The sequence below is a fragment of the Deinococcus deserti VCD115 genome, from assembly GCF_000020685.1.
Taxonomy (GTDB): domain Bacteria; phylum Deinococcota; class Deinococci; order Deinococcales; family Deinococcaceae; genus Deinococcus; species Deinococcus deserti.
In genome coordinates this window covers 1,541,871-1,566,148 of the sequence record NC_012526.1, presented here as the reverse complement: position 1 = coordinate 1,566,148, position 24,278 = coordinate 1,541,871, and the positions used below count along the sequence as shown (strand labels likewise).

Here is a 24,278-nt window from a genome sequence, read left to right as displayed (position 1 = left end):
CTTCCCGCTAGGGTAGGCCGGTGCCTTCCCAAGCTTCCCGCCTGCCACTGCATGAGCAGATGCCTCCACCGGAATGGCTTCCCGAAGTGATTGCGCGGCTGCGGGCGGAGTACCACCCGGACCCACCCTTGCCGCGCCCGGAACGCCAGGTCCTGGACGCCCTGATTCGTACGCTGCTGGGTCAGCAGAACACGTCTGCAGTCGCGACGCGCCAGTTCAATGCCCTGAAGTCGGCCTACCCGCGCTGGGAGGCGGCCCTGCTGGACGGACCAGACGGAATAGAAACGGTGCTCAGGGCTGCTGGCGGCGGGCTGGCGCAGATGAAAGCTGGCTACATTCACGGCATTCTGGTGCATCTGGACGAGCGGCTGGGGACCCTGGACCTGAGCGCGGTCCGGAAGCTGAATGACCAGGAGGCCCGCACCCTGCTTGAAGGCCTGCCGGGTGTCGGCATGAAGACCGCCAGTCTGATCCTGCTGTTCGACTTGTTGCGCCCCGCCCTGCCTGTGGATACGAACATCGAGCGCATAGCCAAGCGCCTGGAACTTGTACCCCAACGCTGGACCCCCGAGAAGGTCGAGCGCTGGTTTGACGCTGTCGTGCGGCGCGACTGGGCAGAGCGCGCCACCTTTCACGTTGCCGGAGTCCGGCATGGGCGCCTGACCTGCCGCCCCCGTGATCCCCGCTGTGACCAGTGTGTGCTGCGCGGTCTGTGCCCCTCGGCTGCTCTGCTTGGACCGGACGCTTTCAAGGCCGCCGGGCCGCGCCGGGATTCCGACCACGTATCCTTCGGTGCATGACTGATCTTCCGAGTGCTTCTGGCCTTGCTGCGGAACTGCAGCTGGCCGTGCGTCTGGCCAGGGAAGCGGGCGAACTGCTGCGAACCCACCTCCACGCTGGCCTGACCGTCGAACATAAAACGTCTGCCGACGATCCGGTGACGGCTGCTGACCGTGAGGCGTCCACCCTGATTATCCGCAGCCTGCGTGAGTCCTACCCCGAAGACGGCCTGCTCAGTGAGGAGGAAATAGACGCTCCCGAACGCCTGACGCGGCAGCGGGTCTGGATTGTCGATCCAATCGACGGGACCAAGGAATTTACCTCCGGCAGCCCTGACTACTGCGTCAGCATCGGCCTGAGCATTGACGAGCAGCCGGTACTGGGTGTGGTGTATGCACCGGCCACGGACGAGCTGTTTAGCGGCGTCGTGGGCCAGGGCGTCCAGAAAAATGGCCAGGCTGCCGGTTTCAGTGACCGCGATGCATACGTCGTCAGTGTGTCGGACACCGAGTTCAGCCGTGAGCTGCATCGCCACGATCTGCCCGGCATGGCGCCCAGTGGGAGTATTGCCCTGAAGCTTGCGCGCATAGCGGCGGGAGAGGCGGACGTGACCTTCACCATATCGCCGCGGAGTGAATGGGACATTGCTGCCGGGCACGCGCTGCTGCGGGCGTCAGGAGGTGACCTGCGCCGCCGTGACGGCCGGCCCGTGGCTTACAACACGGCACGCCCGCACATCGAGCAGGGCCTGATGGGTGGGCGCTTGGAGGCAATGAATTGGCTGGACACTGAGCTGGCAAGCCGGGCGCTGCCTACAGCACACCTGGGTCTGGGGCCACAGGACCCGGCGTGGACAGTCCTGTCCGACTTAGACCGTGAGCAGCTCGGGATGCACTCTGGCGTCTGCGTCAGGCACGCAGCCGGACAGCTCCTGGCGCTGGTGGTGGTGGACCCCCACACTGGTCTGGTGCAACGTGCGGAAGGCGACGCTTTTCATCTGGAGCGCCTGACCCGTGATGTCACCCGGGGCCAGAGCACCCTGAAGGCAGGCGTGCCGGGAGAGGCATGACCAGCCGCGACCCGGACGCTCCGGTGCGTTGGGGCCGCGTGACCCTCAAGCCCGTACTGGACTTCACGCCCGGAGAATGGCGCACCCTACACCGCTTTTTCCGGGACCGTGAACTGGCCGACTGGAATGATGCCCGCCCCATCCGCATGCCGGAATGGCTGTTCCGGCGGGTCATGCAGGAAGAGGAAAAAACCGGAGAGCGCGCCGGTTTCGGGGTCCTCGACGAGGCGGGCAGTCTCATCGGCAGTGCAGAGCTGTATGACATGACGCCGCCGCCGCCCGCCACCCCCACACGCGCCACGCTGGGGGTTATGATCGGCCGGCCCGAGCTGTGGGGGCAGGGGTACGGGCGGGAGGCCGTGCAGGCCCTGCTGTCGTGGGCCTTTGTCAGGCGCGAGCAGCCCCTGTCCAGGGTCCGTCTGACGACCTTCGGGCATAACCGCCGCGCCCAGCGGGCCTTTCTGGCCTGTGGGTTCCGTGAGGTGGGACGCAGTGAGCGGCCCGGACGCACTGACGTGAACATGGAACTCACGCGCGCCGAGTGGCTCACGATCTGGGCGCCAGACGGGGCACAATAGGCCATGCGCGTTCTGCTTCCCGATCTCCCCGAGTTCCGTGACCTGGCTCATCCTGACGAACATGGCGTGCCGGGAGTGACATTCAGCCACTACACCCGGACCGAGGTGCCGGACGGCTCAGCCGATGGCGCAGTGCTCTGGATGGCAAACGCTGAAACCCGCCGGAAGCTGATCCAGGCCCAGGGGCTGAAATGGGTCCTGACGCTGACTGCTGGAATTGACCACGTGCGCAACGAGCTGCCGGAAGGCGTGCAGCTCTATAACGCCAGCCGACTGCATGACCGTGCTGTTGCCGTGCACGTGGTGGCTGGCATGCTCAGCGCCATGCGTGGGCTGCACCGCTTTCGCGGCGCACAGGGCCGTGGACAGTGGACGGCGCCCGGCAGTCCCGCGGCTTCAGGGCTGGAAACGCTTGATGGCCGGAATGTCGTGCTGTGGGGTTATGGTCATATCGGCCGCCATGTCGAGGACTTTCTGCGTCCCTTCGGCGCGCAGGTGCATGGAATCCGCAGTTCCACCCCGGACCATGAACGCGACCGTCTGCTCCGGTCAGCCGACTGGGTCGTGCTGCTGCTTCCCAGCACACCAGAGACACGAGGCATCGTGAGTGCAGAGGTCCTGGGGCTGCTGCCCCCCGGAGCCTGGATCAGTAATCAGGGGCGCGGCAACCTGATCGTCACGGACGACCTGCTGGCGGCCCTGCAAAGCGGCGCCCTGGGCGGGGCGGTGCTGGATGTCACGGACCCCGAACCACTGCCGGAGGGACATCCGCTCTGGGCGCAGGAAAACGTGATTCTCACGCCCCACATTGCCAGCACCACCACGGATCTGGTGCACAGGGGAGCCATGTTGACCCGCGACTTCCTGCTGGATCTGCTTCAGGACGTAGAGCCGCCCGGACTGGTGGATCTCAGCCGGAGTTACTGAATTACAAGAGAAGCGGCGAGCATACGTGCTCGCCGCTCCTCTTGTGACCGCTTTCAGACTGGCGCGTTCACTGGCCGCCGCTTTGGTGCTGGCTGCAAAGCAGGCAGATCGCGGCTGTGGTCCTCGATCAGTCCGCCCCCCAGCAGTCTCGGGCCAGCGTAAAGCACGGCACTCTGGCCGGGCGCCACGGCAAACTGCGGCTCGGCAAACTCCAGTTTGAAACCGTGCTCATCGGCGTGCACGACACGGGCCTTGACCGGGGCCGTCCGGTAGCGCACCTGCACTTCAAGGTCCTGCGGCAGGTCGCGCAGGTCCAGCAGATAGTTGGCGCTGCTGGCGCGCAGACCGGTCCACATGCAGTCCTCGTAATCCCCGACCCAGACCGTATTGGTCGCTGGGTCCAGGTGCACCACGTGCCGGATCCGGTGAGACTGGTACAGCCCCAGTCCCTTTTTCTGACCCAGCGTGTAGAACTGCGTACCTAGGTGTTCGCCCACGACCTCACCGCTGGCAATCTCACGGATAAAGCCGGTGGCCTGGGGAAGGTGCTCGGCCACAAAGTCCTGAACCTTGCCCGGCACGAAGCAGATGTTCTGGCTTTCGGGCTTCCGGGCCGTCAGCAGCCCACGTTCCTCGGCAATCTGACGCACCTGCGGTTTTTCAAGCTCACCCACCGGAAACAGGATGTACGGCAGGGCGTCGCGGGGCGTGCCCCAGAGGAAGTAGGTCTGATCCTTGCGGGGATCGTCCCCTCGCCAGAATTCGACCTCACCGGCCGCGTTTTCCACCCGCTTGACGTAATGTCCGGTGGCCACATAGCGGCACCCGAGCATCTTGGCTTTCTTGACCAGCTCGTCGAACTTGACCTTGGTGTTGCAGTTCACGCAGGGGTTGGGTGTGCGTCCACGCGCGTACTCGTCCAGAAACGGCCCCACGATGTGCCGCTGGAACTGCTCGCGGTAATCCAGCAGATAGAACGGCACGCCAACCTGTTCGGCAACCCGGCGCGCCTCGTAGGCCGCGTCCGGCGAGCAGCAGGTGTCGAAGGTATCGACCCGTTTGTCATCCGGCCAGAAGCGCATCATGGCGCCGACCACCTGATACCCCTGGTCCTTGAGCAGGGCTGCCGTGACGCTGCTGTCGACCCCGCCCGACATGGCGCACAGCACCCGTTCCCCCTGGGGAGCAGGCGAGTGGGTGCGGGCAGAAGTGGGCGTGACGGTCGTCATACAGCCGGGCAGCTTAACAGTTCTGTCCGCTCCCTGGCGTGAGGTGGACGGCAATTGAACGGGCTTTGTTCATGACTTCATCTGCCTGGATGGCACAAGAGGAGCCTGCCAGCTGGACACGGTCAGCCGGGCCCATCGCTTACACTCGCTGTCGTGACTCTGCCTGCCGCTGCCCTGCATGACGCTGCTGCCCGCTTCGGAACCCCCTTGTACGTGTACGACGCTGCTGAACTGGACGCCGCCCTGGGACGTGTGCGCGCCGCCTTTGGTGACGCCCGCGTGCACTACGCCATGAAGGCCAACCCCAACCTGCACCTGTTGCGCCGCCTGCAGGCTGCCGGAGTGGGATTTGAATGCGTCAGCCCTGGCGAGATCGCCCGCGCCGAGCACCTCGGCGTAGCAGGGGAGAAGCTGATCATCAACGGGCCAGCCAAGAGCGACGCCGAATACGCTGCCGGTGCGCGCCTGGGTGCGACCTTTGTGGTGGACCGTGAGGAAGAGGTCGGGCTGCTGCCTTCCGGTTCCCGTGCGCTGGTCCGCGTGAATCCGGCACTGAGCGTCAGCACCCACGATCACCTTGCCACCGGTTCGGAAGGCAGCAAGTTCGGGGTGACGCTGGAACAGGCACCTCGCGTCCTGGAGGCCCTGCGCACTGCTGGCCATACGGCGCTGGGCCTGCATGTGCATATCGGCAGTGCCATCCGTGACGCCGCAGACTTTACGGCGGCCTTCGGGCGGCTCAGCGATCTGCGGTCACAGACTGGTCCGCTCGCTGTCCTGGACGCGGGTGGCGGATGGGGCCTGGGCGCCGATCTGCCCGGCATCGCGCGTGAGGCTCATGCTGCCGCTGCCGTGTTCGGCGCCCAGCTGTGGGTCGAACCCGGACGGTACCTGGTGGCGCAGGCCGGCACCCTGCTGACCCGGGTGGTCGGTACCAAACGCACCGGGCGGCCCTTTGTGCTGGTCGACGCCGGTATGACCGAACTGATGCGCCCCATGCTGTACGGAGCGGAACATCCAGTCACTCCTTTGTGGGAAGGCGCAGGTCACAGCTGCTGGGACGTTGCCGGTCCCGCCTGCGAAAGCGGAGATCTGCTTGCACGCGCAGTCACGCTGCCCACTCCGTCACGCGGCGACCTGCTGGCCATCGGGGAAGCCGGGGCCTACGGCGCAGCCATGAGCGGCACCTACCTGACCCGCAGCCGACCTGCCGAGGTTCTCTGGAATGGAGACGAGTGGCACCTGATCCGGAAACGCGAGACGCCACAGGACGTGTGGGCTTCAGAACTCTGAAATATCCGGTAGGCGACTCCTAATCCTGAAGGAAATCAATCAGCAGGTTGTTCACCTTGACTGGCTCGTCGCGCATCACCCAGTGACTGGCGCGGGGCAGACGCACGAGGCGCAGATCCGGTACCCAGGGCCCTGCTTCAGCCATTTCGGGCGTCAGAGCCACGTCGCGCTCTCCCCAGATGATCAGGGTGGGCCGCCCGACCTGCTCGTTGTCCGGACGGCGTTCAAGGCCGTGGCGTGTGCCGTAGCGGCGGAGCGCCCGGTAGTAGTTGATCATGCCCTTTGCGGCTCCGGGCTGCCTCCACGCCGCCCGGTACAACTCCATGTCCTGGGGTGTGAAGGCGTCACGCCGGGTTCCCCGCAGCGCCCACCGGCCGAAACGCTCGAGAAACAGCTCTGGCAGTACCGGCAGCTGAAACAGATACACGTACCATGACCGCTTGAGCTGCTCAGGGTCGTTCATGGCCCGGAGGGCAGCGCCGGGATGAGGTGCATTCAGAATGACCAGCCGGTCCACGACGTCCGGCTGCCGAATCGCCAGTTGCCATGCCACGATGCCCCCCCAATCATGGCCGACCATGTGAGCACGGCTGACACCAAGCGCCTGAATCAGCTTTGCGACGTCTTCCTGCAGTGTCTCGAGACGGTAGGCGTGCAGATCCTGAGGCTTTTCGCTCAGGTTGTAGCCCCGCATATCGGGGGCAACGACCCGGAAACCCGCTCGAGCCAGCGGGCCAATCTGATGTTCCCAGGCCCGCCAGTATTCCGGAAAGCCATGCAGAAGCACCACGAGAGGACCCTGGGCCGGTCCTGCCTCCACATAATGCAGGCGCACTCCGTTGACTTGGATCTCGTGTTCGGTCCACATCATGCCAGTCTGACAGGCGTACTGATGCCCTGAGAACGGTCTTGCCCGACGCGCCGGAACGCTGCCTCTCCGCGGTAACTGTCTTGTGACAGGTGACGTTCACGAACTTCGGCTTTCTAGCATACTCTAGCGCCAGATCAGGCAAGGACTGCGTCAAAGCAGATGCTGGGACACGCCTTTGGCTGGCAACTATAGGCACTGGCCTTCCAGCCGGCCTATGGCCTTCTGGCTGCTGAATACAGGAGCTTTCAGGGCGGCTGAGCGTAAGCGGCTACGTACGCCACCCCTGGAACGGTTGGCTGAGCAGGACCGCGATGCAAATCCGCCTGGCCATTCCTCCCGCGAGGCCAGGTCAGATTTGAACCTGCTGACCATAAATCAGTCCACACAACGCAGGGACCGGAAGCGACCGGATGATCGCGCGCGTCAGTAGAGCCCGCCAGTGCAATCCCCAGGCAATCCCCAGTCAACGTGAGGCCCGAGTATCATGAACGTGTGACCGTTTCGACCCCGTACAGCTCCGCTCCAGACAGCACGCGCGCCCGTATTCAACAGGAGGCGGCGCGGCTGTTTGTGGCCAGCGGATACCACGGTGTCAGCATGCGTGAGGTGGCCGAGGCGGTGGGCGTCACCAAGCCAGCCCTGTATCACCATTACGCCGACAAGGAAGCCCTGTTTCTGGCCATGCTGGACGGCGCGCTCGCCGGTCTGAGCCGGCTGGTGGCGCACGCATCTGCCCAGCAGGGCATCCGCGCTCAGCTTGAGACTCTGGTGGACGAGCTGGTTGCCAGTGCGCCTGAGCAGCGTGTGGGACTGCAACTGGCCAGCGAGTTGAGGCACGTTTCGCCGGAACGCCGCGCCGCGTTTGAAGGCGAGTACCGCCGAGTATGGATGGGTGGATTGGCCGCCCTGTTCGAGGCGGCGGCCTCCCGCGGGGAACTCCGCGCTGATCTGCCGCCGCCTGTGCTGGCCAGGGCATTTCTGGCCATTTCCTATCCGCTGGTTTCCGGCCCTGTTCCCCATGAGCCTCAACAGACAGCCCGTGCCCTCCTGGCGGTATACCTGGATGGCGCCACCCCACGTTGACCTCACCTTCTGCAGGCTAGATAAAAAACCTTTAGTCAACTCGCATAGTTCGTGCACAACTTCTCCCGGAGCATGAGCTGCAACGCGTCCCGGTCTGACGGGGCGCGTATCGTTCAGCCGCACTGCACCGGAAGACACGGAGATGTCTTTCATTCATCTGTTCCTGGAGTGTGTACCTGTGGAGTCGTTGTTTTCCTGGATTACCCAACCCGAAGCCTGGCTGGCGTTCGGCACGCTGTTGCTTTTGGAAATCGTCCTGGGCATAGACAATGTCATTTTCATTTCCATCCTGGCGGCCAAGCTGCCTCCGGATCAGCAGGCACGTGCCCGGACCATTGGCCTTATGGGCGCCATGCTGATGCGCCTGGCCCTCCTGTTTTCCATCACGTGGATCTATCGGCTCAAGGACGACCTGTTCACCCTGTTCGGGATGGGGTTTTCAGGACGGGACCTGATTCTGATCGGCGGGGGGCTGTTTCTGCTTTACAAAGCGGTAACCGAAATGCACGAGCAGCTTGAAGGCCCCGAGCATGAAGGGCCGACCACTGCCGGACGGGTCGGGGCGAACTTCGCAGCGATCATCGGGCAGATCATGCTGCTGGACATCGTGTTCAGCCTGGACTCGGTCATTACGGCTGTCGGAATGGCGGACGATATTGGCGTCATGGTCTCGGCCGTGGTGGTCACCGTGCTGATCATGCTGGTCGCTGCCGGGCCGATCAGCGCCTTTGTGCAGGCCCATCCCACGTTGAAAATGCTGGCCCTCGCCTTTTTGCTGCTGATCGGCGTGAATCTGATAGCCGATGGCTTCGGATTCAAGATCCCCAAGGGCTACACCTATTTCGCAATGGGCTTTGCGATTGCCGTGGAGCTGCTGAACCTGCGCCTGCGGCGGGGCCGCCCTGTGGACCTGCACCCTACAGATCGCCACCCTCACTGAAGCAGAGCACATCAAAATGGAACCGAACAGCCTCCCATAACATGTGGGAGGCTGTCCGGCATTGTGTAATGGATGCGCTTCAGCTCACCCGTTCCGAGGGCATCCGGGCGCTCACTCTGCCTCCATCCGCTAGGATGTTCCGGCTGTCTTCCGGCCATGAGGAGGCCCTGTTTTGTCCGTAACCCGTCTGGAAATCTGCACCGAATACCTGAGTATCGATCAGCGCGAAGACCTGCTGGACGCTGTCTGGACTGCCCTGCGCATCAGCCCGGGTATGGTCACGGCCGATGGGAATGTCGAACTTGCCCTGTGTCAGTGTGGTCAGGGTGTTTTGCCTGAAGACGCGCCGTTTGTCCGGGTGGACGGCCGTGAATACCGCAATGTCACCCCCGAGCGGCTGTCAACCCTGATGCGCCGCTGGGTACGCTGATTCCCAGTGTAGGAATGCAGGATGTCAGCGCGTTGCTGCTTCCTGCCTGTCCAGTGCGGACAGTGCGGCTTCCAGAGTAGAATCCCGGCCTTCAGCGCTGAGCAGGGCCACATCGGTCGGCGCGACCACCAGCGGTATCACGCGCTCTGGAAGCGGTTGACCGTCAGCAGTAAAAGCCTTGAGTACCGTCACTGAAAGGACGCCACCGTCAGGCAGGGGGGAAAACAGCACGCCACTGTTGCCGACACCCCGTGTTAACTCGCCCACGGTGACGGCGCCTGCTTTCTGCGCAAAAAACGAGAACACTTCGGCGCAGGAAGCGGTATTGGGTCCCACGAGCACAGCGACCGGCCCTTTCCAGATCCGGGCGTCAGCGGGAGTAAAGACCCGGCCCAGAGCGGAGACGCTCTTACCGTTTACACCGATGTAGGTGTAACTGCCCACCTGGAACTGCGACTTGTAGCGAACCGGCTCGAAGGTGCTGGCCGCCGCGACGCACTGGGTCAGGCTGCCTCCTGAATTGAAGCGCAGGTCCACGATGAGCCGCCGCGCCCCCGCTGCCTGTGCTTCCCGCACCTTGGCCAGAAACAGCTCGGAAGCATCGCTGGACAGGAAAGTGGGCAGGTCGATCAGGGCGGTCTTCCCATCGCTGCCGACCCAGCTCAGGGTCGCGACGTCCCGTGCCTTCAGGACATCACTGCTCAGCAGCAGCTCACGCTCGGGTTCGCCTGCCCTGCGCAGGGTGACCCGGATCGGCTGACCTGCACGTTCAAGACGCACGAACTCGACCGGACCTACAGGGGCATTCTCGCTGTTACGCTTGCCTGCTGCCTCACCGTTGACCATGGGGAGCAAGTCCAGGCGCCGCAGACCCGCCGCGTGAGCTGGGCTGCCGGGCATGACAGAGGCGACCAGCAGGCCTCCTTCTACCCGCACCACACGCACGCCGGTGCGCGGCACGGCCCTGTCCTGCGTCACTTCATTCAGCCGCTGGGCCCCTTCAGGATCGCGGACGTTGGTATGGGCGTCGCCAAAGGCCTTGAACAATTCGGTCAATACAGCCCGGCCTGTGCCGTAATCGCAGGTTTCTCCCTGTGGGGCGCAGCGTTCAGCCAGGACGGCTTCGTACTCTCTGGCCAGAGCACTGAAGTCTGCGGTGGCCCAGCCGAAATAATCGCGCTTGACGGCGCTGGTTGCCGCGGAATAGAGGTCGGTCGCCGGGCTGGCCGACGCCATGCCCAGCACCAGGACGAGCCCGGACAGGCGACGTAGTGGCTTCACTCCTACAGATTAAAGCCAGCGCACCGGCAGACTGTGCGCTGGCTGCCGGTGCGCTGGCTGGGATGGGATTGGGCGTCTTAGAGTCTGGCCTGGGTAAGTCAGAGCCTGGGTTGAGCCCGCATATTGCGTAGTTCGATAATTTCGGATTCCACTGGGATACCGTCAATGATTTGCACGCCGAAAAAGCCTGTGCCTTTTTTGGCCGCCTCGTCCAAGGCTTCCCCACGTAACGTGAACTTTTGGGGCTCGGTGGCATTTAGGTTAACTGTACCGATGACCTGTGACCCCTCGCCAGCAGCTGGGCAAGCATACGCCATGGTACCGATAAGTTTGCAGTCAGTAGTGGGCAAGGAAGAGCGCACATACAGTCTCAGGGACTTCAAAGTGCCTCCCTTCTTTACATACACCGCATCCCCAGTAATGGTCAGGTCCCTTAACTGTGAAGGCATGCTCGCGCCCCCTAATGCATTGCGATTCAGATACACAACTTGATTAGAAGTGGTTGCCAATACCGATGACAGGGGAATTTCAGCATTTGGAATAGGTATAGATGGGAGGGGAATAATCCCGCACGCAGCGAGGCTCAAGGCAAATGGAGCTACAAACAAGGCTTTTTTCATGGGTGGTCAACCTCCTGATCCGTAGGGTGTACACGACTTTCACTTCCAGGCCTGTGGGATGGCCCACACAGGCTACCGATATTTACTCCGGACTGTCTTCAGAATGCCGTTACGCTGCCTGAAGATCTGGAAAAGGACCGGGTTCCAGGGCATCCGGAGCGTAGAGCGAAGCATCTGAAACACCGGAACCCTGGGTGTGGCATGCACAACTCTGAACAGATCTGCCTCCAGTGGATCTGCCGGAACTCTGGCTGCAGGCTCCCGGATGCGCGGCGACCGGTGCGGTAGCCTGCTCGGATGAAGAAGTCCCTGACTGTCACCATTCAACCTCAATCGGTGCGTCGAATCGCGGGCCGATACCCTTTCGGTCATTCCGGCGATATCGCTGACGCGGACCCCGGTATCACGCCTGGAGAGGTCGTAACCGTGCAGGCTCAGGGCGGGGCTTTTCTGGGCCGGGGGTACTTCAACCCGCAGGGCGCGACGCCTCTGCGCATGCTGACCTGGCAGAAAGAGGATATCGACCTGGCGTTCTACCGCACACGGCTTAAGGCTGCGCGTGCCCGCCGCGAGGGCCGTATTCTGAACACGAACGCTGTGCGCGTGCTGCACGCCGAAGCGGACGGTCTGCCGGGTGTCATCGCCGACCAGTTCGGGGACGTGCTGAGTGTGCAGTTGAGGAATGCCGGGGTGGAGCGCCACCGCGACCTGATTCTGAAAGCCCTGCGTGAAACCACTGGCGCGGTCGCCGCCTACGAGCGCAGTGATACGGGAGAACGCCGTAGGGAAGGCCTGGACCTCCAGACGGGGGTTCTGTGGGGTGATCTGCCGGAACGGGTGGAGTTCTACGAGGATGACCTTCAGCTGCACTTTGCTCCCATGGATGCCCAGAAGACCGGGTTTTTTCTGGACCAGCGCGACAACCGCCGCATGATGCGGACCTTCGTGCGTCCGGGCAGTGGCTTTCTCGATGTGTATTCCTACACCGGGGGCTTCAGCCTGCATGCGGCGAAAGAAGGAGCCAAAGCTGTTGCCTTGGACAAGGATCAGGTGGCCCTGGGCGCGCTGGAAGGGGCAGCGCGGGCCAACGGGGTGAATGTCGGGGTGCGCTGGGGTGACGCGCTGGAGCAGCTGGCTGGCCTGGAGAAGGAGAAACGGAAATTCAGTGCAGTGGTGCTTGATCCGCCTACCCTGGCCAAGCGCCGTGACGATGTACCCAAAGCCAAGCGAATTTTTACTGACGGCGCGGCGCGGTCACTGCGCATGCTCGAAGATGGCGGGCACCTGCTGATCAGTACCTGCGCTCATTACATCCGCGTTGATGACCTGCTGGACGCTGCCCGCGTGGCTGCTGCCGAGGCGGGCACGGACGCTGAAGTGGTCGCCGTCACGTACCAGCCCGCCGACCACCCGCACCTGCTGAGCGTTCCGGAAAGCCTGTATCTGAAAAGCATCCTGCTGAGGAAGCAGACTTGAGGCGGTACGGAGAGTGAGCGCGGGTGGCAGATGTGGCATAAACAACGCTCAGCAGAATGTGTGATGGAGGAGTGACCGGGGTTTCTGGGCCACCGAAACGGGGCTTAGACCTCCGGGATTTACGGCAAGTCAAGGTTTATCGCTGTCCAGGAGCTGCTCGGGGCAAGGTTAACCAATCCCATACGGGCCTGTCGGTAGCCGTGTGCCGCCCTGCCCTGCTAAACTGTCTCGTTTCAGAGCGGGGGCCCTGCCTTACGCACGCAACGTAACCAAGGGCGGCTGGTTTTGCTGTGCTGGCCGCGTTCAAGGAGTGGCTGACTTGCAGAACAACCTGATCGTGCGCGGCGCACGCGAACACAACCTGAAGAACATCACGGTCGAGCTTCCCCGCGACCAGTTCGTGGTGATTACTGGCGTCTCGGGAAGCGGCAAAAGCACGCTGGCTTTCGACACCATCTATGCCGAGGGCCAGCGCCGCTATGTGGAAAGCCTGTCGGCCTACGCCCGGCAATTCCTGGGGCTGATGGAAAAGCCGGATGTAGACAGCATCACCGGCCTGTCACCGGCCATTTCCATCGACCAGAAGACCACCAGCCATAACCCCCGCTCCACGGTGGGAACGGTCACCGAGATCCACGACTACCTCCGCCTGCTGTACGCCCGGGTCGGGACACCGTATTGCCCGGTCTGCGGCCGAAAGATCGAGAAGCAGAGCCCCAGTGAAATCACGGACAGGCTTCTGGCCGGCTACAGCGACAAGCGGGCCATTCTGCTGGCGCCAATGGTACGCGGCCGCAAGGGCGAGTACCGCAAACTGTTCGCGGACCTGCGGCGTGAGGGCTTTTCCCGGGTGCGCGTGGACGGCACCCTGTACGAGCTTGAAGAGGCCGAGAAGCTCAAGCTGGAAAAGTTCGAGAAGCATGACGTCGACGTGGTGATTGACCGTCTGACCCTGCGTGAGTCGGACCGGACCCGAATTGCCGAGAGTGTGGAACTGGGCCTGCGCCGTGGCGAGGGCCTCTTGCGGGTCCTGATGCCCGACGCTGGCGAGGATGGCGGGGCTCATGAGGAGCTGTACTCCGAGAAGTTCGCCTGTCCGGAACACGGCAGCGTGCTCGAAGAACTCGAGCCCCGGTCCTTTTCGTTCAACTCGCCGTACGGTGCCTGCGGGGACTGCGCGGGACTGGGCAGCAAGCAGGAATTCAGCCCCGATATCGTGATCGACGACAAACTGTCTATCGCTGAAGGTGCCATCCTCCCGTGGAGCAAGAAGGGCACGGGCGGCGGGATCTATTACTGGGACAAGTTGCAGGCCCTGGCCGAGCACCTGGGCTTCAGTGTGAAGACGCCCTGGCGTGATCTGCCAGCAGCGGCCCAGAAGGCTGTGCTACGCGGCCCCGGCAAGCCCTTTGAGGTGGTTTACCGCCGTAACGGCAAGGAGACCATGCGCTTCATGACCGAGTTCGAGGGCGTGATTCCCAACCTGGAACGGCGCTATGCCGATACCGAGTCGGAATTTATGCGCGAGAAGCTTGAAGAGCTGATGGAGCTCCAGCCGTGCCCTACCTGCGGCGGCACCCGCTACAAGCCAGAGATCCTGGCCGTCCGGGTGGGTGGGCTCAACATCTCCCAGACCAGTGGCATGAGCGTCCTGGATGCCGACGCGTATTTCGGTCAGTTGCAAGAGGGGCTGCTCAACCACGACACCATTGCCCCGCACCTGAAAGGGCACCTGGGCGGCACCGCGCGGGCGCATGGTCCCCGTCATTACGAGTACACGCTGAATGCCTTCGGCAGCGCCGTGGCTGCCCCGATCCTCAAGGCCATCCGCACCCGGCTGAAGTTCCTGGTGGACGTCGGCCTGGACTACCTGAGCCTGGACCGCACCGCCAACACCCTGAGTGGGGGAGAGGCGCAGCGTATCCGGCTGGCGACCCAGGTGGGCTCCGGCCTGACCGGCGTGCTGTATGTGCTCGACGAACCCAGCATCGGGCTGCATCCCAAGGACAACCACCGCCTGATCGGCACCCTGAAGCACCTGCGTGACCTGGGCAACACCCTGCTGGTGGTGGAGCATGACGAGGACACCATGATGGAGGCTGACTATCTGGTCGATATGGGTCCAGGTGCCGGCGTTCACGGCGGTGAAGTCGTGGCTGTCGGCACACCACAGCAGGTCAAGAAAAACAAGGACAGCCTGACCGGACGTTACCTGCGCGGTGAGCTGAAAATTGAGGTGCCCACCGAGCGCCGCCGGGGCAACGGCAAGCGGCTCAAGGTGCTGGGTGCCACCGAGCACAACCTGCAGAACGTCAGCATCGAGATTCCGCTGGGCACCATGACAGTAGTGACCGGGCCGTCAGGCAGCGGTAAGAGCACGCTGATTCATGACATCCTGCACGCCACGCTGGCCCGGGAACTCAACGGTGCCAAGACCACTCCAGGGCGATGTGAGCGCATCGAAGGCATGGAGCATCTGGACAAGGTCATTGAGATCGACCAGTCGCCCATCGGCCGTACACCCCGCAGTAACCCGGCCACCTACACCGGCGTGTTCACCGAGATCCGGGACCTGTTCACCCGTACCCCGGAGGCCCGCCGGCGCGGCTATCAGGCCGGGCGCTTCTCCTTCAACGTGAAAGGTGGCCGCTGCGAGCACTGCAAGGGCGACGGGGTCATGAAAATCGAGATGAACTTCCTGCCGGACATTTACGTACCGTGCGAGGTCTGCAAGGGGGCGCGCTACAACCGCGAGACGCTGGAGGTCAAGTACAACGGCAAAACCATTGCCGACGTGCTGGACATGACCGTGGAGGACGCTGAAAGCTTCTTCGAGGCCATTCCCGCCATTCAGAAAAAGATGCAGCTGCTGTGTGACGTCGGTCTGGGGTACATGCGGATCGGTCAGCCGAGCACCACGCTTTCGGGAGGAGAAGCCCAGCGCATCAAACTGGCTTCCGAACTGGCGCGCCGTGCGACCGGCAAAACCATCTACATTCTCGACGAGCCGACCACCGGCCTGCACTTTGAAGACGTGCGCAAGCTGATGGTGGTGCTTCAGCGTCTGGCAGAGGGTGGCAACACGCTTGTCATCATCGAACATAATCTGGACGTGATGAAGTGTGCCGACCACCTGATTGATCTTGGCCCCGAGGGAGGCGTGCGCGGCGGACAGGTGGTGGCTACAGGCACCCCTGAGGAACTGGCCGCGCACCCCACGAGCTATACCGGAGAGTACCTGCGCCGCGTGCCGGGCATCGTGGCTGCCGGACCTGCGCCGGTTCTTGCAGGCCCGGCCCGTAAGCCCCGGACCAAGAAGGCGGCGGGCGCTTGACAGCCGTCATGACTGCAGAGACGCGTAACCGTGGCCGGTTCCTGGACTTTATGCGGGTCTTTACTGGCCTGACCCTGCTGGGCATCCTGGCGTTTCTGATGTGGGCGACCGGGGAGTGGCCGGCTCTGCTGTTCATATGGGTGCTGCTCGTCATCCTGGCCGACGAACTGGGAGGCTGGTTCGGGTACCTGGGGCTGCTGTTGGGGGGGCTGGCGTTTTTTGCCCCCGGTGGGGCTCCGGCCCAGTGGGCGGTGATTGTCCCCCTCGTTGCTGGTCCGCTGATGGGGTTACTGCTGATCAAGCATTCAGGGGGGCCGTTCGTCCTGCCCTTTGCAGGGCTGCTTTTTGCCGGAACCCTGCTGGCGACAGGTCGCTTTGGTCCACGCATCGATCCTCAGCTGACCTTGCCTGCCAACGTTGAATTCCAGCGGACGGCCATTCTGGCCATGATGATCGGGCTGGCATTCAGCTTTGTCCGTCAGGTTGTCGGCATTATCCTGCGTCGGCGGGCAGCCCGGACCCGGGATCAGCACCGTGCCCGGGTTCCGGTGGCAGCCGGACAGGACAGAGGAACCGCAGAACGTGTCCCGGACACGGTTGCTGGTAGGGAAACGGTAAACTCCTCAGCAAATGACGAGACTTCAGGGAAGTAACCCCAACCGAACCATGCTGGTCGTCGGGACGCTGCTGGCGGCGCTCCTGATCGGGCTGGCCCTGATCGCCGTTCGTGGAAAGCCGGCTCCAGGCGCAGGATTGACCGCAGATTTCAACCTGTCCACTGTGCCCTACGCCGGGCTGGCAGAAGCCCCCGTCAGTGTGGTGGTGGTCGAGGACTTCAAGTGTCCGGTGTGCAAGACCTTCGAGGAAACCATTGCTCCGGAGCTGACCAGCAAGTACGTGCAGACTGGCAAGGCCAAGCTTTATACCGTGGTCTGGCCATTCCTGGCTGAGGCTCGCCGCCTGCCCACCGATGACAGCAAGCTCGCAGCTCAGGCGGCCCGCTGCGTTTACGATCAGGGAGGCAATAAGGCGTTTGGCAGCTTCAAGAGCATCCTGTTCCGTGCTCAGGGGGACGAGGGCACAGTCTGGGCCACCAAGGCCCGCCTCAAGGAACTGGCTGCCAACGTTGAGGGTCTGGACACCGGGAAGTTCGCGACCTGCCTTGACACCGACGCCACTGCCTCCCTCGTCGAGGCTGAAAAGAAAATGGTTGAGGACGCCCGCGTGAACCACACGCCGACGGTGTTCGTCAATGGCAAGGAAGTCATGAATACCCAGGGGCAGAGCAGCTACCTGATGGCCGATGTGAGCAAAGCCATTGAGGACGCCAGCAACTAACGTGCTGTCTTCCGCTGATAACCGGATCTACGCCGCCTGGGTGGTGGCCCTGGTCGCCACTCTGGGCAGCCTGTATCTGAGCAATGTCCTGGGGTTCAAGCCCTGCGTCCTGTGCTGGTACCAGCGCATCTGCATGTACCCACTGGCCCTGTGGTTGGGGATTGCGGCACTGAGGGGAGATACAGGCATCCGGGTCTACGCATGGCCCCTGGCGGCCGTCGGGTGGATCATCGCCTTGGTCCAGAATGCCGAGGACTGGGGCTGGATTCCCACCCTCAAGGCCTGTGCTCCGGACCCCACCACCGTGGCCTGCAATATTCCCTGGCCGCTTTGGGGCAGTGGTGCGCTTTCCGGACTGAACAGTGTCATTACCATCCCGGTACTGAGCATGATTGCATTTACGCTGATCCTGGCGCTTCTTTCCTGGCGCCGCGAACGCTTCATATAAGGCCGGAAAGGACCGGAGCCACGAGAAAGGGCCGCTTTCTTGTGGCTCCGGTGTTGTTTGTCTGCGTGGGGCGCTTGTCCAGATGCTCCTGCCCTTCTGCTCAGCGGTTCGCTTCAGCGGCTCGGGCAGCCACGAATCCCTCCCGCCTGAGCGTGGGTCAGACTGGTCGCCCAGCCATCATGAAGCTCGCGGTCATGCCGCCATCCACGGGAACAATCGCGCCGGTCATAAAGCTGGACTCGTCGCTGCCCAGGAAATACACCACCTGCGCCACTTCACGGGGGGCCCCGAGGCGCCTCAGGGCGTGCAGGTCCTCATAGTCCCGGCGGGTGTTTACGGGATCGGAACTGTCCTGAATAGCCTGCAGAACTCCTTCGGTGCTGATTGCGCCGGGGGCTACGGCATTGACCCGGATGCCGTGGGACGCCAGGTCCAGTGCCATCGCGCGCGTCAGGTTGACCAGACCACCCTTGCTGGCGTTGTAGGCGGCATTGTTCTGTTCGGCAAACAGGCCCTGCACGCTGGCCACGTTCACGACCGTACTTCCATGAGGCATCAGATCAATCAGGGCACGTGTCAGCAGCAGCGGCGCAGTCAGATTCACGCTCAGGGTCCGCGCCCAGCCGCGCTCACTGACCTCCAGTACGCTTCCATGTGCTCCCTGAAAGGCCGCGTTATTGACCAGGACGTTCACGCCCCCCAGTTCCCGGGCCGCACGTCCTATACGTTCGCGACCACTGGCGGTACTGATATCTGCCCTGATCCTTCGTTGGCCACGCAGGGGCGGCGGCAGGGTCAGGTCTACACTCAGCACCCGGGCGCCGCGCTCGGTGTACAGTTCCGCGATCGCCCGCCCGATGCCGCGCGCCGCCCCAGTCACGATCACGCACGGAGGGGCGCCTGTTTCAGGGATCTGAGGCGTCATGCTTTAGTGTCGGACAGCCGCTGAGACAGTGGGCAAAGTGTCAAAAAACGCTGAAGTTATAAAGGCCCCTGGCCTCACAAAAACCGCGCCGCCCCGGGATCCGGGTGGCGCGGTGAACACTGCAACTCGCGTTACTTGCGTGCTTCTGCAATCAGGGCTGGGACAATCTGATTGACGTCACCGACAATGCCGTAGTCGGCCACCTTGAAAATCGGCGCCTCGGCATCTTTGTTGATGGCGATGATGTGCTTACTTTTGCCCATGCCAGACAGGTGCTGCACGGCTCCGCTGACGCCCAGGGCGATGTAGGCGCCGGGCTGCACGGTCTTCCCGGTCTGTCCTACCTGCTCGGCGTAGGGGCGCCAGCCGGCGTCTACCACGGCGCGGGTTGCCCCAACACCGGCACCGATAGCGTCAGCCAGACCCTCCACATACGCAGAAAAGTTTTCGGGGCTGCCTACGCCGCGGCCACCCGTCACGATCACGTCGGCCTCGGTCAGGGCCACGCGGCTGGTCTTTTCGACACTCTTGCCAGTGACTTCCACCCGGGGAGTAGGCAGAGTAAGTTCCACGTCGTACTGCTCGCCGGCAGTGCCCGCAGCTTGCGCCGGTGCAAACGAACCGGGTTTGACCGTCACAACGATGACAGGCCCCTCGGCCTCGACGGTCTCTGTGACGCGCGCCAGGTACGTGTAGCGCTGAGCCTGCAGGGCGCTGCCGCTGCTCGTCAGCCGGATGGCGTCTTCGAGATAGGGCGCGTCGAGCTTTACAGCGACCCTAGGGGCGTATTCGCGCCCTGAACGGCTTCCGCCGATCATCACCGTGCTGGCTTCGCCTTCCTGAGCGATCTGTGCGGTGGCCGCAGCCCACAGCTCGGCGTTGTAGGTGGCCAGCTCGGGCAGGTCGGCCACCAGCACCTGATCGGCATACGCGGCGCTGGCATTGGCGACTTCAGCCACGCCGCTGCCCAGAACCAGCAGTGTAATGGGGCCTTCGCGGCCACTTTCGCGCGCAGCAGTGACCATTTCCAGGGTGGACTTGCCGAGTTTGCCCCCGGCGTGTTCAGCAACAATCAGAATCATCTGGACTCCTTGAAGGACTTTGGAAGTTTTGGTTGAAGGCGCCGCTTAGGACAGGACTTTCGCTTCATTGCGCAGCAGTTCCAGCAGTTGGGCCGCCGCTGCCTGCGGGTCTTTACCGTCGATCATGTGGTTGCGCCGCGCACGGGTCTGGATCTCTGCGTTGACATAGCGCACCATGGGCTGGACCCCGTACTGCGAGAGATCATCCTTGCGCAGTTCCTTTTTCTTGGCTTTCATGATGTTGGGCAGCGTGGGGTACCGGGGCTCGTTGAGACCCTGCTGGGTGGTGACCACTGCGGGAAGAGTGGCACGGAAGCTTTCGTTGCCGTCGTCCACATCGTGACGGCCGGTCAGAACGTCACCCTCTATCTTCAGTTCGTTGGTCCAGGTGAGCTGCGGCCATCCCAGGCGTTCGGCGGTGGCCGCCCCCAGAGCCTGAGAGTCCCAGTCAGCTTCCTGCCCCCCGACCAGAATCAGTCCGATGTTTTCCGCCTGCGCGATCTGAGCCACAATCCGGCTCAGGGCGACAGCATCCAGGCGTTCACTGGTTTCTACGTGAATCGCGCGGTCTACGCCCATAGCCAGTGCGGTGCGTAAAGCATCCTCAACGCGCTTTGGCCCCACGGCCAGCGCAATGATCTGCTCAACAGCCGCACCGCTTTCGCGGAGGCGCAGGGCTTCTTCGACGCCATATTCGTCCATGCCATCAATCACGAGGGTGGTGCCTTCGAGGTCAACAGCCTGGGCGTTGATCTTTACGCGGGCTTCCGCGTCCGGAACTTGTCTTACAAGGGTCAGGATGTTCATGGGCTCCTCCAGAGATGGGTCAGTTGGACAGACAACCTCCCCAGCATGACAAATTGAACTCAGTACAAGTTAGCAAAGCGAAGGTGTTTGCGCCACTGTCCCGGGAACACCCTGCCAGATGGTGCTTCAGGTCCTCATGAACCCGAAAGATGAGAGATTTCTGATCAGTAACCATGCTTACGTTAACGCGCCATGGGCTAGTTCATGAGTGCTCCTCATCTTTCTGGACGAAGCTGACAATATGAAGAAATTGCTCGCCCTCAGCGCCTTTACCGTTATCGCTACTGCCGGAGCCCAGACCGTCAGCACCCAGCCCTTTGAGCTTGGTCTCACCGGAGGCTACGCTGCCGGACTCAGTGGTGAAGTCTTCGTACACGCTCCTTTCGTCGCCGGCCCGTTCGGTGTTAAGGCTGGGGTGGCTTTCACCCGCGCTGCGGACGCCATCAATGATGAGAGTGAACTTGCACCTGGCACGGGCACCTTCGGCAGCTTCAAGGCGGCTGGGGCGACCGAGTCGGGAAGCCATACCGTGGTAAGCCTGGATGGTACCTACAGCCTCGGTGAAATTGCCCCTGGCCTGGACACCATGATTTATGCCGGTGGCCGCTACGGAATGTTCCGTGCGACTGAAGACTACGGCTCGGGCCTGAACACCACCTACACGAGCAATGCCTTTGGCATTGGAGCCGGCTTTATGGCCAGCTACGCCCTGAGCGGCAACCTCAGTCTGGTCGGCGACCTGGGTATTGACCACTTCTTCGACGCAACCATCAACAGCAATACCAATAGGGCTGGCGGGACTACTGATAGCGATTCTTTCGCACCTGGTGACCCCTCTTACGACGCCATCGACAACCGCTTTGTCCGTCCTGGCACCAATTTCAAGGCCCGCATCGGCTTCAAGATGATGTTCTAACGATCGGCAACGTTTCCTTGGTAAGCAGGCCACATCTGGCCTGCTTACCTTTTTTGCTGTTCAGCCTCCATGTGCTGTCGCAGGACCTCGAAGGCGGCGACTACCCGGGGAAACCCCAGGTACGGCACGCACAGCAGCAGGGCTCCCCTGAGCTCGGTCTCGGTCGCTCCTGCGTTGAGGGCGCCGCGCAGATGCGTACGCAATTCCGGCGGGCTTCCCAGCGATACCAGCAGGGCACAGGCAATCAGCTCCTTGGTTTTCAGGTCCAGTCCCGGCAGATCGTACACGGTGTCATACGCAAAGTCTTTTGTAAAGCCGGCCAGGGTAGGGTCCAGGGCTTCCAGGCGCTCAAGAATCCGGTCATGTTGCCGGCCGAAAATAACCTCACGGGCACGGGGCTGATCATCGCCCTCGGCCCTGGACACTGGCTGATCTGTCATGTTCCAAGGGTAACTGCCGCCCTGCCCGTGGAGAAAGATCAAGCAAAGGTCCAGGCAGATGGTGAGGTTGTCCTTACGAACAGTGGTTCAGGGACGCTACTCTAGCCTTAGCCGCTACCGAATCACACGTCAAATTGACCGTGGACCACCACGAGGGGGAGCCCAATGACCAACCGATACGACGACCGCGCCCGACTGGTGTTCCATTACGCGCGTGAAGAAGGCAACCGCCTGGGCCACGCGATGGTCGGCCCCGAACACATGCTGCTTGGCCTGATGCGCGAGGGCGGTACGGCGGCCACCATCCTCGGCGAATTCGGTGCCTCGCTTGACGGCCTGCGCCGCCGGGTCGAAGACATCATCGGCCGGGGCGAGGGCAGCCGCCTGAACGACGCCCCAAGCATTACGCCACGTGCCCGCCGCGTGATGGAACTTGCCTCCAGCGAGGCCCGCAGCCTCGGCGCGCAGGTAACTTCAACCGAGCACATCCTGCTGGGCATTATCCGTGAAGGCGACGGCGTTGCCTTCCGGATCCTGCAGGAACTGACCAAAGACGTCGACACCATCCGCTGGCGTGTGCTGGCGCAGGGTGAAGGCTCGAGCGCCAAGCCTGCCAAGCCGGTGGCCACGCCGTTCCTGGACGAGTACGGCCGTGACCTGACCCGCTGGGCGCGTGAAGGCAAACTCGACCCGGTGATCGGCCGCAGTGAGGAAATCCGCCGCGTGACGCAGATCCTGACCCGCCGTACCAAGAACAACCCGGTGCTGATCGGTGACCCCGGCGTGGGCAAAACGGCCATTGTCGAGGGTCTCGCGCTGGCCATCCATGAAAAGCGGACGCCACCCAACCTGCACGGCGTGCGTCTGGTCAGCCTGGACCTCAGCGGCGTTGTGGCCGGAACCAAGTACCGCGGTGAGTTCGAGGAACGTCTGCGTCAGATCATCGAGGAACTGCGCAACGCCAAGGTGGTCGCCTTTATCGACGAGCTGCACACCCTGGTCGGCGCGGGCGGTGCCGAGGGCACGCTGGACGCTGCGAACATTCTCAAGCCAGCCCTGAGCCGCGGTGAGATCCAGGTAATCGGCGCGACGACCACTGGCGAGTACCACCGTTACATCGAGAAGGATGCCGCTCTCGAACGCCGTTTCCAGCCGGTGATCGTGCTGGAGCCAAGCCCCGCCGAAACCTTACAGATTCTGCGCGGTCTGCGGCCCAAGTACGAGGAGCACCACGGTGTGCAGATTCCGGACACGGCTCTGGAACTGTCAGTGCGGATCGGCGAGCGCAGCCTTCCCGGACGGAACTTCCCGGACAAGGCCATTGACCTGATCGATGAGGCTGCCAGCCGCGTGCGCCTGAACATGAGCGTGGGCCTGCCAGTGGCCGAAAATGAACAGGGCGAACCGTACGTGACCCGTGAGGATATCGAAAGCGTCATCAACTCCATGGGTGGCATCTACAGCGAGGAAACGGCGGCGCAGCTGAGCGATCTGGACCTGCAGCTGTCCGAACAGGTGTACGGTCAGCCCGACGCGGTCAAGGCCCTCAGCTCGGCGCTACGCCGCGCGCGGGTAGGACTGGGTGGCCGCACCCGTGTCGCCGCGAGCTTCCTGTTCGTGGGACCCAGCGGCGTCGGCAAGACCCACCTGGCCAAGGCACTGGCCCGCACACTATTCAGCTCGGAGCGCGCCCTGATCCGGGTGGACATGAGCGAGTTCCAGGAAAGCCACTCCATCAGTAAGCTGATCGGATCGCCTCCCGGCTATGTAGGCTTCGAGCAGGGGGGACGCCTGACCGAGGCGGTGCGCCGCCAGCCCTTCAGCGTGATTCTGCTCGACGAGATCGAGAAGGCCCACCCAGACGTGTACAACACCTTCCTGCAGGTACTGGACGATGGTCGCCTGACCGACGGTCTGGGCCGGACAGTGGACTTCCGCCGGACCATCATCATCATGACCAGCAACACGGGCTTCAACGTCAACCCGACGGTGGGCTTCAGCCCGGTGACGCCGGACAACAACGCGCCGCTGCGGCACATCTTTACTCCCGAATTCCTGGACCGGCTGGATGATGTGATCCGCTTCCGGTCACTGGGTGAGGAGGAGCTGGTCCGGGTGGCCCAGCAGCTGCTGGGCGAGATGCGCGAGGAACTGATCAGCCGTGAGATGCGCGTGACCTTCGATCCGGCCATCGCAGCCTGGCTGGTCGGGAAGCTCAAAGCCCGGAGTCCCAAGCACGCCGTCGGCAGTTCGCGGCAGCTGCGCACACTTGTGCGCGAAGAGCTGGAAGATCCCCTGGCCATGGAACTGATGGCTATTGACGGCCAGGAACTGCGCGTGGTCCTGGGCGAGACTGGGATTCAGTTTGAGAAAGGCGAAGAAGCTGCTCCACGGCAGATTCTGGCCTGAAG

At 62.9% G+C, this 24,278-nt stretch carries 23 protein-coding genes; 15 read left to right on the top strand and 8 right to left on the bottom strand.

Annotation, left to right across the window (positions count from 1 at the left end; genetic code table 11):
- Positions 1-20 precede the first annotated feature (20 nt).
- From DEIDE_RS07425 to DEIDE_RS07410, 4 genes are read left to right on the top strand one after another with little or no spacing between them, the layout of a single operon-like run.
- Entirely contained in the window at positions 21-800 is a 780-nt protein-coding gene (locus DEIDE_RS07425) for an endonuclease III domain-containing protein (RefSeq protein ID WP_242402883.1), read from the top strand.
- Positions 797-1,849, top strand: a complete 1,053-nt coding sequence (locus DEIDE_RS07420) for a 3'(2'),5'-bisphosphate nucleotidase CysQ (RefSeq protein ID WP_012693331.1) — start codon at positions 797-799, stop codon at positions 1,847-1,849. The genes DEIDE_RS07425 and DEIDE_RS07420 overlap by 4 nt, the downstream gene beginning before the upstream one ends.
- Complete coding sequence (locus DEIDE_RS07415) at positions 1,846-2,427, top strand: GNAT family N-acetyltransferase (protein WP_012693330.1); 582 nt, start codon at positions 1,846-1,848, stop codon at positions 2,425-2,427. Before DEIDE_RS07420 ends, DEIDE_RS07415 begins: the two co-directional genes overlap by 4 nt.
- Before the next feature lie 3 nt (positions 2,428-2,430).
- Positions 2,431-3,354, top strand: coding sequence for an NAD(P)-dependent oxidoreductase (locus DEIDE_RS07410; protein WP_012693329.1), 924 nt, complete (start codon positions 2,431-2,433; stop codon positions 3,352-3,354).
- 53 nt (positions 3,355-3,407) lie between these two features.
- Here the strand turns inward: DEIDE_RS07410 and mnmA are convergent, their stop codons facing one another.
- Entirely contained in the window at positions 3,408-4,583 is a 1,176-nt protein-coding gene (mnmA, locus tag DEIDE_RS07405; protein WP_012693328.1) for a tRNA 2-thiouridine(34) synthase MnmA, read from the bottom strand.
- A 153-nt stretch (positions 4,584-4,736) separates the two neighbouring features.
- On the opposite strand from mnmA, the gene lysA reads away from it, so the two are divergent.
- Complete coding sequence (gene lysA, locus DEIDE_RS07400) at positions 4,737-5,876, top strand: diaminopimelate decarboxylase (protein ID WP_012693327.1); 1,140 nt, start codon at positions 4,737-4,739, stop codon at positions 5,874-5,876.
- Between the two features lie 19 nt (positions 5,877-5,895).
- Here lysA and DEIDE_RS07395 read toward each other — a convergent pair whose 3' ends face one another.
- Positions 5,896-6,744, bottom strand: a complete 849-nt coding sequence (locus tag DEIDE_RS07395) for an alpha/beta fold hydrolase (protein WP_012693326.1) — start codon at positions 6,742-6,744, stop codon at positions 5,896-5,898.
- A 495-nt stretch (positions 6,745-7,239) separates the two neighbouring features.
- On the opposite strand from DEIDE_RS07395, the gene DEIDE_RS07390 reads away from it, so the two are divergent.
- The 3 genes from DEIDE_RS07390 to DEIDE_RS07380 all read left to right on the top strand — a co-directional run bounded on the left by DEIDE_RS07390 (position 7,240) and on the right by DEIDE_RS07380 (position 9,200).
- Positions 7,240-7,830 carry a TetR/AcrR family transcriptional regulator gene (locus DEIDE_RS07390; protein ID WP_012693325.1) on the top strand — a complete coding sequence of 197 codons (591 nt, stop codon included), beginning with the start codon at positions 7,240-7,242 and terminating at the stop codon, positions 7,828-7,830.
- Between the two features lie 142 nt (positions 7,831-7,972).
- Positions 7,973-8,770 carry a TerC family protein gene (locus DEIDE_RS07385; protein WP_012693324.1) on the top strand — a complete coding sequence of 266 codons (798 nt, stop codon included), beginning with the start codon at positions 7,973-7,975 and terminating at the stop codon, positions 8,768-8,770.
- Between the two features lie 172 nt (positions 8,771-8,942).
- Positions 8,943-9,200 carry an NAD(P)H-dependent oxidoreductase subunit E gene (locus DEIDE_RS07380; RefSeq protein ID WP_012693323.1) on the top strand — a complete coding sequence of 86 codons (258 nt, stop codon included), beginning with the start codon at positions 8,943-8,945 and terminating at the stop codon, positions 9,198-9,200.
- A 24-nt stretch (positions 9,201-9,224) separates the two neighbouring features.
- Here DEIDE_RS07380 and DEIDE_RS07375 read toward each other — a convergent pair whose 3' ends face one another.
- Together DEIDE_RS07375 and DEIDE_RS07370 are read right to left on the bottom strand one after the other, a co-directional pair.
- Positions 9,225-10,481, bottom strand: a complete 1,257-nt coding sequence (locus tag DEIDE_RS07375) for a S41 family peptidase (protein ID WP_012693322.1) — start codon at positions 10,479-10,481, stop codon at positions 9,225-9,227.
- 98 nt (positions 10,482-10,579) lie between these two features.
- A complete protein-coding gene (locus DEIDE_RS07370; RefSeq protein WP_012693321.1) occupies positions 10,580-11,101 on the bottom strand; it encodes a hypothetical protein in 522 nt (173 codons plus the stop codon).
- A gap of 297 nt (positions 11,102-11,398) precedes the next feature.
- On the opposite strand from DEIDE_RS07370, the gene DEIDE_RS07365 reads away from it, so the two are divergent.
- The 5 genes from DEIDE_RS07365 (at position 11,399) to DEIDE_RS07345 (ending at position 17,697) form a co-directional block, all read left to right on the top strand.
- The gene (locus DEIDE_RS07365; protein WP_012693320.1) at positions 11,399-12,577 is read left to right on the top strand and encodes a class I SAM-dependent rRNA methyltransferase; all 1,179 of its coding nucleotides are present in this window, start codon (positions 11,399-11,401) and stop codon (positions 12,575-12,577) included.
- 319 nt (positions 12,578-12,896) lie between these two features.
- Positions 12,897-15,911, top strand: coding sequence for an excinuclease ABC subunit UvrA (gene uvrA, locus DEIDE_RS07360; protein WP_012693319.1), 3,015 nt, complete (start codon positions 12,897-12,899; stop codon positions 15,909-15,911).
- Positions 15,912-15,919: 8 nt separating this feature from the next.
- Positions 15,920-16,564, top strand: coding sequence for a hypothetical protein (locus tag DEIDE_RS07355; protein WP_162485414.1), 645 nt, complete (start codon positions 15,920-15,922; stop codon positions 16,562-16,564).
- Entirely contained in the window at positions 16,542-17,249 is a 708-nt protein-coding gene (locus DEIDE_RS07350; protein WP_012693317.1) for a DsbA family protein, read from the top strand. Before DEIDE_RS07355 ends, DEIDE_RS07350 begins: the two co-directional genes overlap by 23 nt.
- Before the next feature lies 1 nt (position 17,250).
- Positions 17,251-17,697 carry a disulfide bond formation protein B gene (locus DEIDE_RS07345; protein ID WP_012693316.1) on the top strand — a complete coding sequence of 149 codons (447 nt, stop codon included), beginning with the start codon at positions 17,251-17,253 and terminating at the stop codon, positions 17,695-17,697.
- 157 nt (positions 17,698-17,854) lie between these two features.
- On the opposite strand, the gene DEIDE_RS07340 is transcribed toward DEIDE_RS07345, so the two are convergent.
- The 3 genes from DEIDE_RS07340 to DEIDE_RS07330 all read right to left on the bottom strand — a co-directional run bounded on the left by DEIDE_RS07340 (position 17,855) and on the right by DEIDE_RS07330 (position 20,511).
- Positions 17,855-18,622, bottom strand: coding sequence for an SDR family NAD(P)-dependent oxidoreductase (locus DEIDE_RS07340; RefSeq protein ID WP_012693315.1), 768 nt, complete (start codon positions 18,620-18,622; stop codon positions 17,855-17,857).
- 131 nt (positions 18,623-18,753) lie between these two features.
- Positions 18,754-19,704 (bottom strand): electron transfer flavoprotein subunit alpha/FixB family protein, encoded by a 951-nt coding sequence (locus DEIDE_RS07335; RefSeq protein ID WP_012693314.1) that lies wholly within the window; start codon positions 19,702-19,704, stop codon positions 18,754-18,756.
- 45 nt (positions 19,705-19,749) lie between these two features.
- The gene (locus DEIDE_RS07330; RefSeq protein ID WP_012693313.1) at positions 19,750-20,511 is read right to left on the bottom strand and encodes an electron transfer flavoprotein subunit beta/FixA family protein; all 762 of its coding nucleotides are present in this window, start codon (positions 20,509-20,511) and stop codon (positions 19,750-19,752) included.
- A gap of 241 nt (positions 20,512-20,752) precedes the next feature.
- On the opposite strand from DEIDE_RS07330, the gene DEIDE_RS07325 reads away from it, so the two are divergent.
- On the top strand, positions 20,753-21,427 hold the full coding sequence (locus tag DEIDE_RS07325) for a hypothetical protein (protein WP_012693312.1): 675 nt from the start codon (positions 20,753-20,755) through the stop codon (positions 21,425-21,427).
- 44 nt (positions 21,428-21,471) lie between these two features.
- Here DEIDE_RS07325 and DEIDE_RS07320 read toward each other — a convergent pair whose 3' ends face one another.
- Complete coding sequence (locus DEIDE_RS07320; RefSeq protein WP_012693311.1) at positions 21,472-21,867, bottom strand: carboxymuconolactone decarboxylase family protein; 396 nt, start codon at positions 21,865-21,867, stop codon at positions 21,472-21,474.
- 165 nt (positions 21,868-22,032) lie between these two features.
- On the opposite strand from DEIDE_RS07320, the gene DEIDE_RS07315 reads away from it, so the two are divergent.
- Positions 22,033-24,276, top strand: a complete 2,244-nt coding sequence (locus DEIDE_RS07315; protein ID WP_012693310.1) for an ATP-dependent Clp protease ATP-binding subunit — start codon at positions 22,033-22,035, stop codon at positions 24,274-24,276.
- Positions 24,277-24,278: the final 2 nt, after the last annotated feature.

Coding starts and splice junctions, on each gene's coding strand:
- DEIDE_RS07415 (WP_012693330.1), top strand. CDS start 1,846: ATGACCAGCCGCGACCCGGACGCTCCGGTGCGTTGGGGCCGCGTGACC.
- DEIDE_RS07385 (WP_012693324.1), top strand. CDS start 7,973: ATGTCTTTCATTCATCTGTTCCTGGAGTGTGTACCTGTGGAGTCGTTG.
- DEIDE_RS07420 (WP_012693331.1), top strand. CDS start 797: ATGACTGATCTTCCGAGTGCTTCTGGCCTTGCTGCGGAACTGCAGCTG.
- DEIDE_RS07340 (WP_012693315.1), bottom strand. CDS start 18,622: ATGACGCCTCAGATCCCTGAAACAGGCGCCCCTCCGTGCGTGATCGTG.
- DEIDE_RS07370 (WP_012693321.1), bottom strand. CDS start 11,101: ATGAAAAAAGCCTTGTTTGTAGCTCCATTTGCCTTGAGCCTCGCTGCG.
- DEIDE_RS07410 (WP_012693329.1), top strand. CDS start 2,431: ATGCGCGTTCTGCTTCCCGATCTCCCCGAGTTCCGTGACCTGGCTCAT.
- DEIDE_RS07330 (WP_012693313.1), bottom strand. CDS start 20,511: ATGAACATCCTGACCCTTGTAAGACAAGTTCCGGACGCGGAAGCCCGC.
- DEIDE_RS07325 (WP_012693312.1), top strand. CDS start 20,753: ATGAAGAAATTGCTCGCCCTCAGCGCCTTTACCGTTATCGCTACTGCC.
- mnmA (WP_012693328.1), bottom strand. CDS start 4,583: ATGACGACCGTCACGCCCACTTCTGCCCGCACCCACTCGCCTGCTCCC.
- DEIDE_RS07355 (WP_162485414.1), top strand. CDS start 15,920: ATGACTGCAGAGACGCGTAACCGTGGCCGGTTCCTGGACTTTATGCGG.
- DEIDE_RS07335 (WP_012693314.1), bottom strand. CDS start 19,704: ATGATTCTGATTGTTGCTGAACACGCCGGGGGCAAACTCGGCAAGTCC.
- DEIDE_RS07350 (WP_012693317.1), top strand. CDS start 16,542: ATGACGAGACTTCAGGGAAGTAACCCCAACCGAACCATGCTGGTCGTC.
- DEIDE_RS07365 (WP_012693320.1), top strand. CDS start 11,399: ATGAAGAAGTCCCTGACTGTCACCATTCAACCTCAATCGGTGCGTCGA.
- DEIDE_RS07315 (WP_012693310.1), top strand. CDS start 22,033: ATGACCAACCGATACGACGACCGCGCCCGACTGGTGTTCCATTACGCG.
- DEIDE_RS07320 (WP_012693311.1), bottom strand. CDS start 21,867: ATGACAGATCAGCCAGTGTCCAGGGCCGAGGGCGATGATCAGCCCCGT.
- DEIDE_RS07395 (WP_012693326.1), bottom strand. CDS start 6,744: ATGTGGACCGAACACGAGATCCAAGTCAACGGAGTGCGCCTGCATTAT.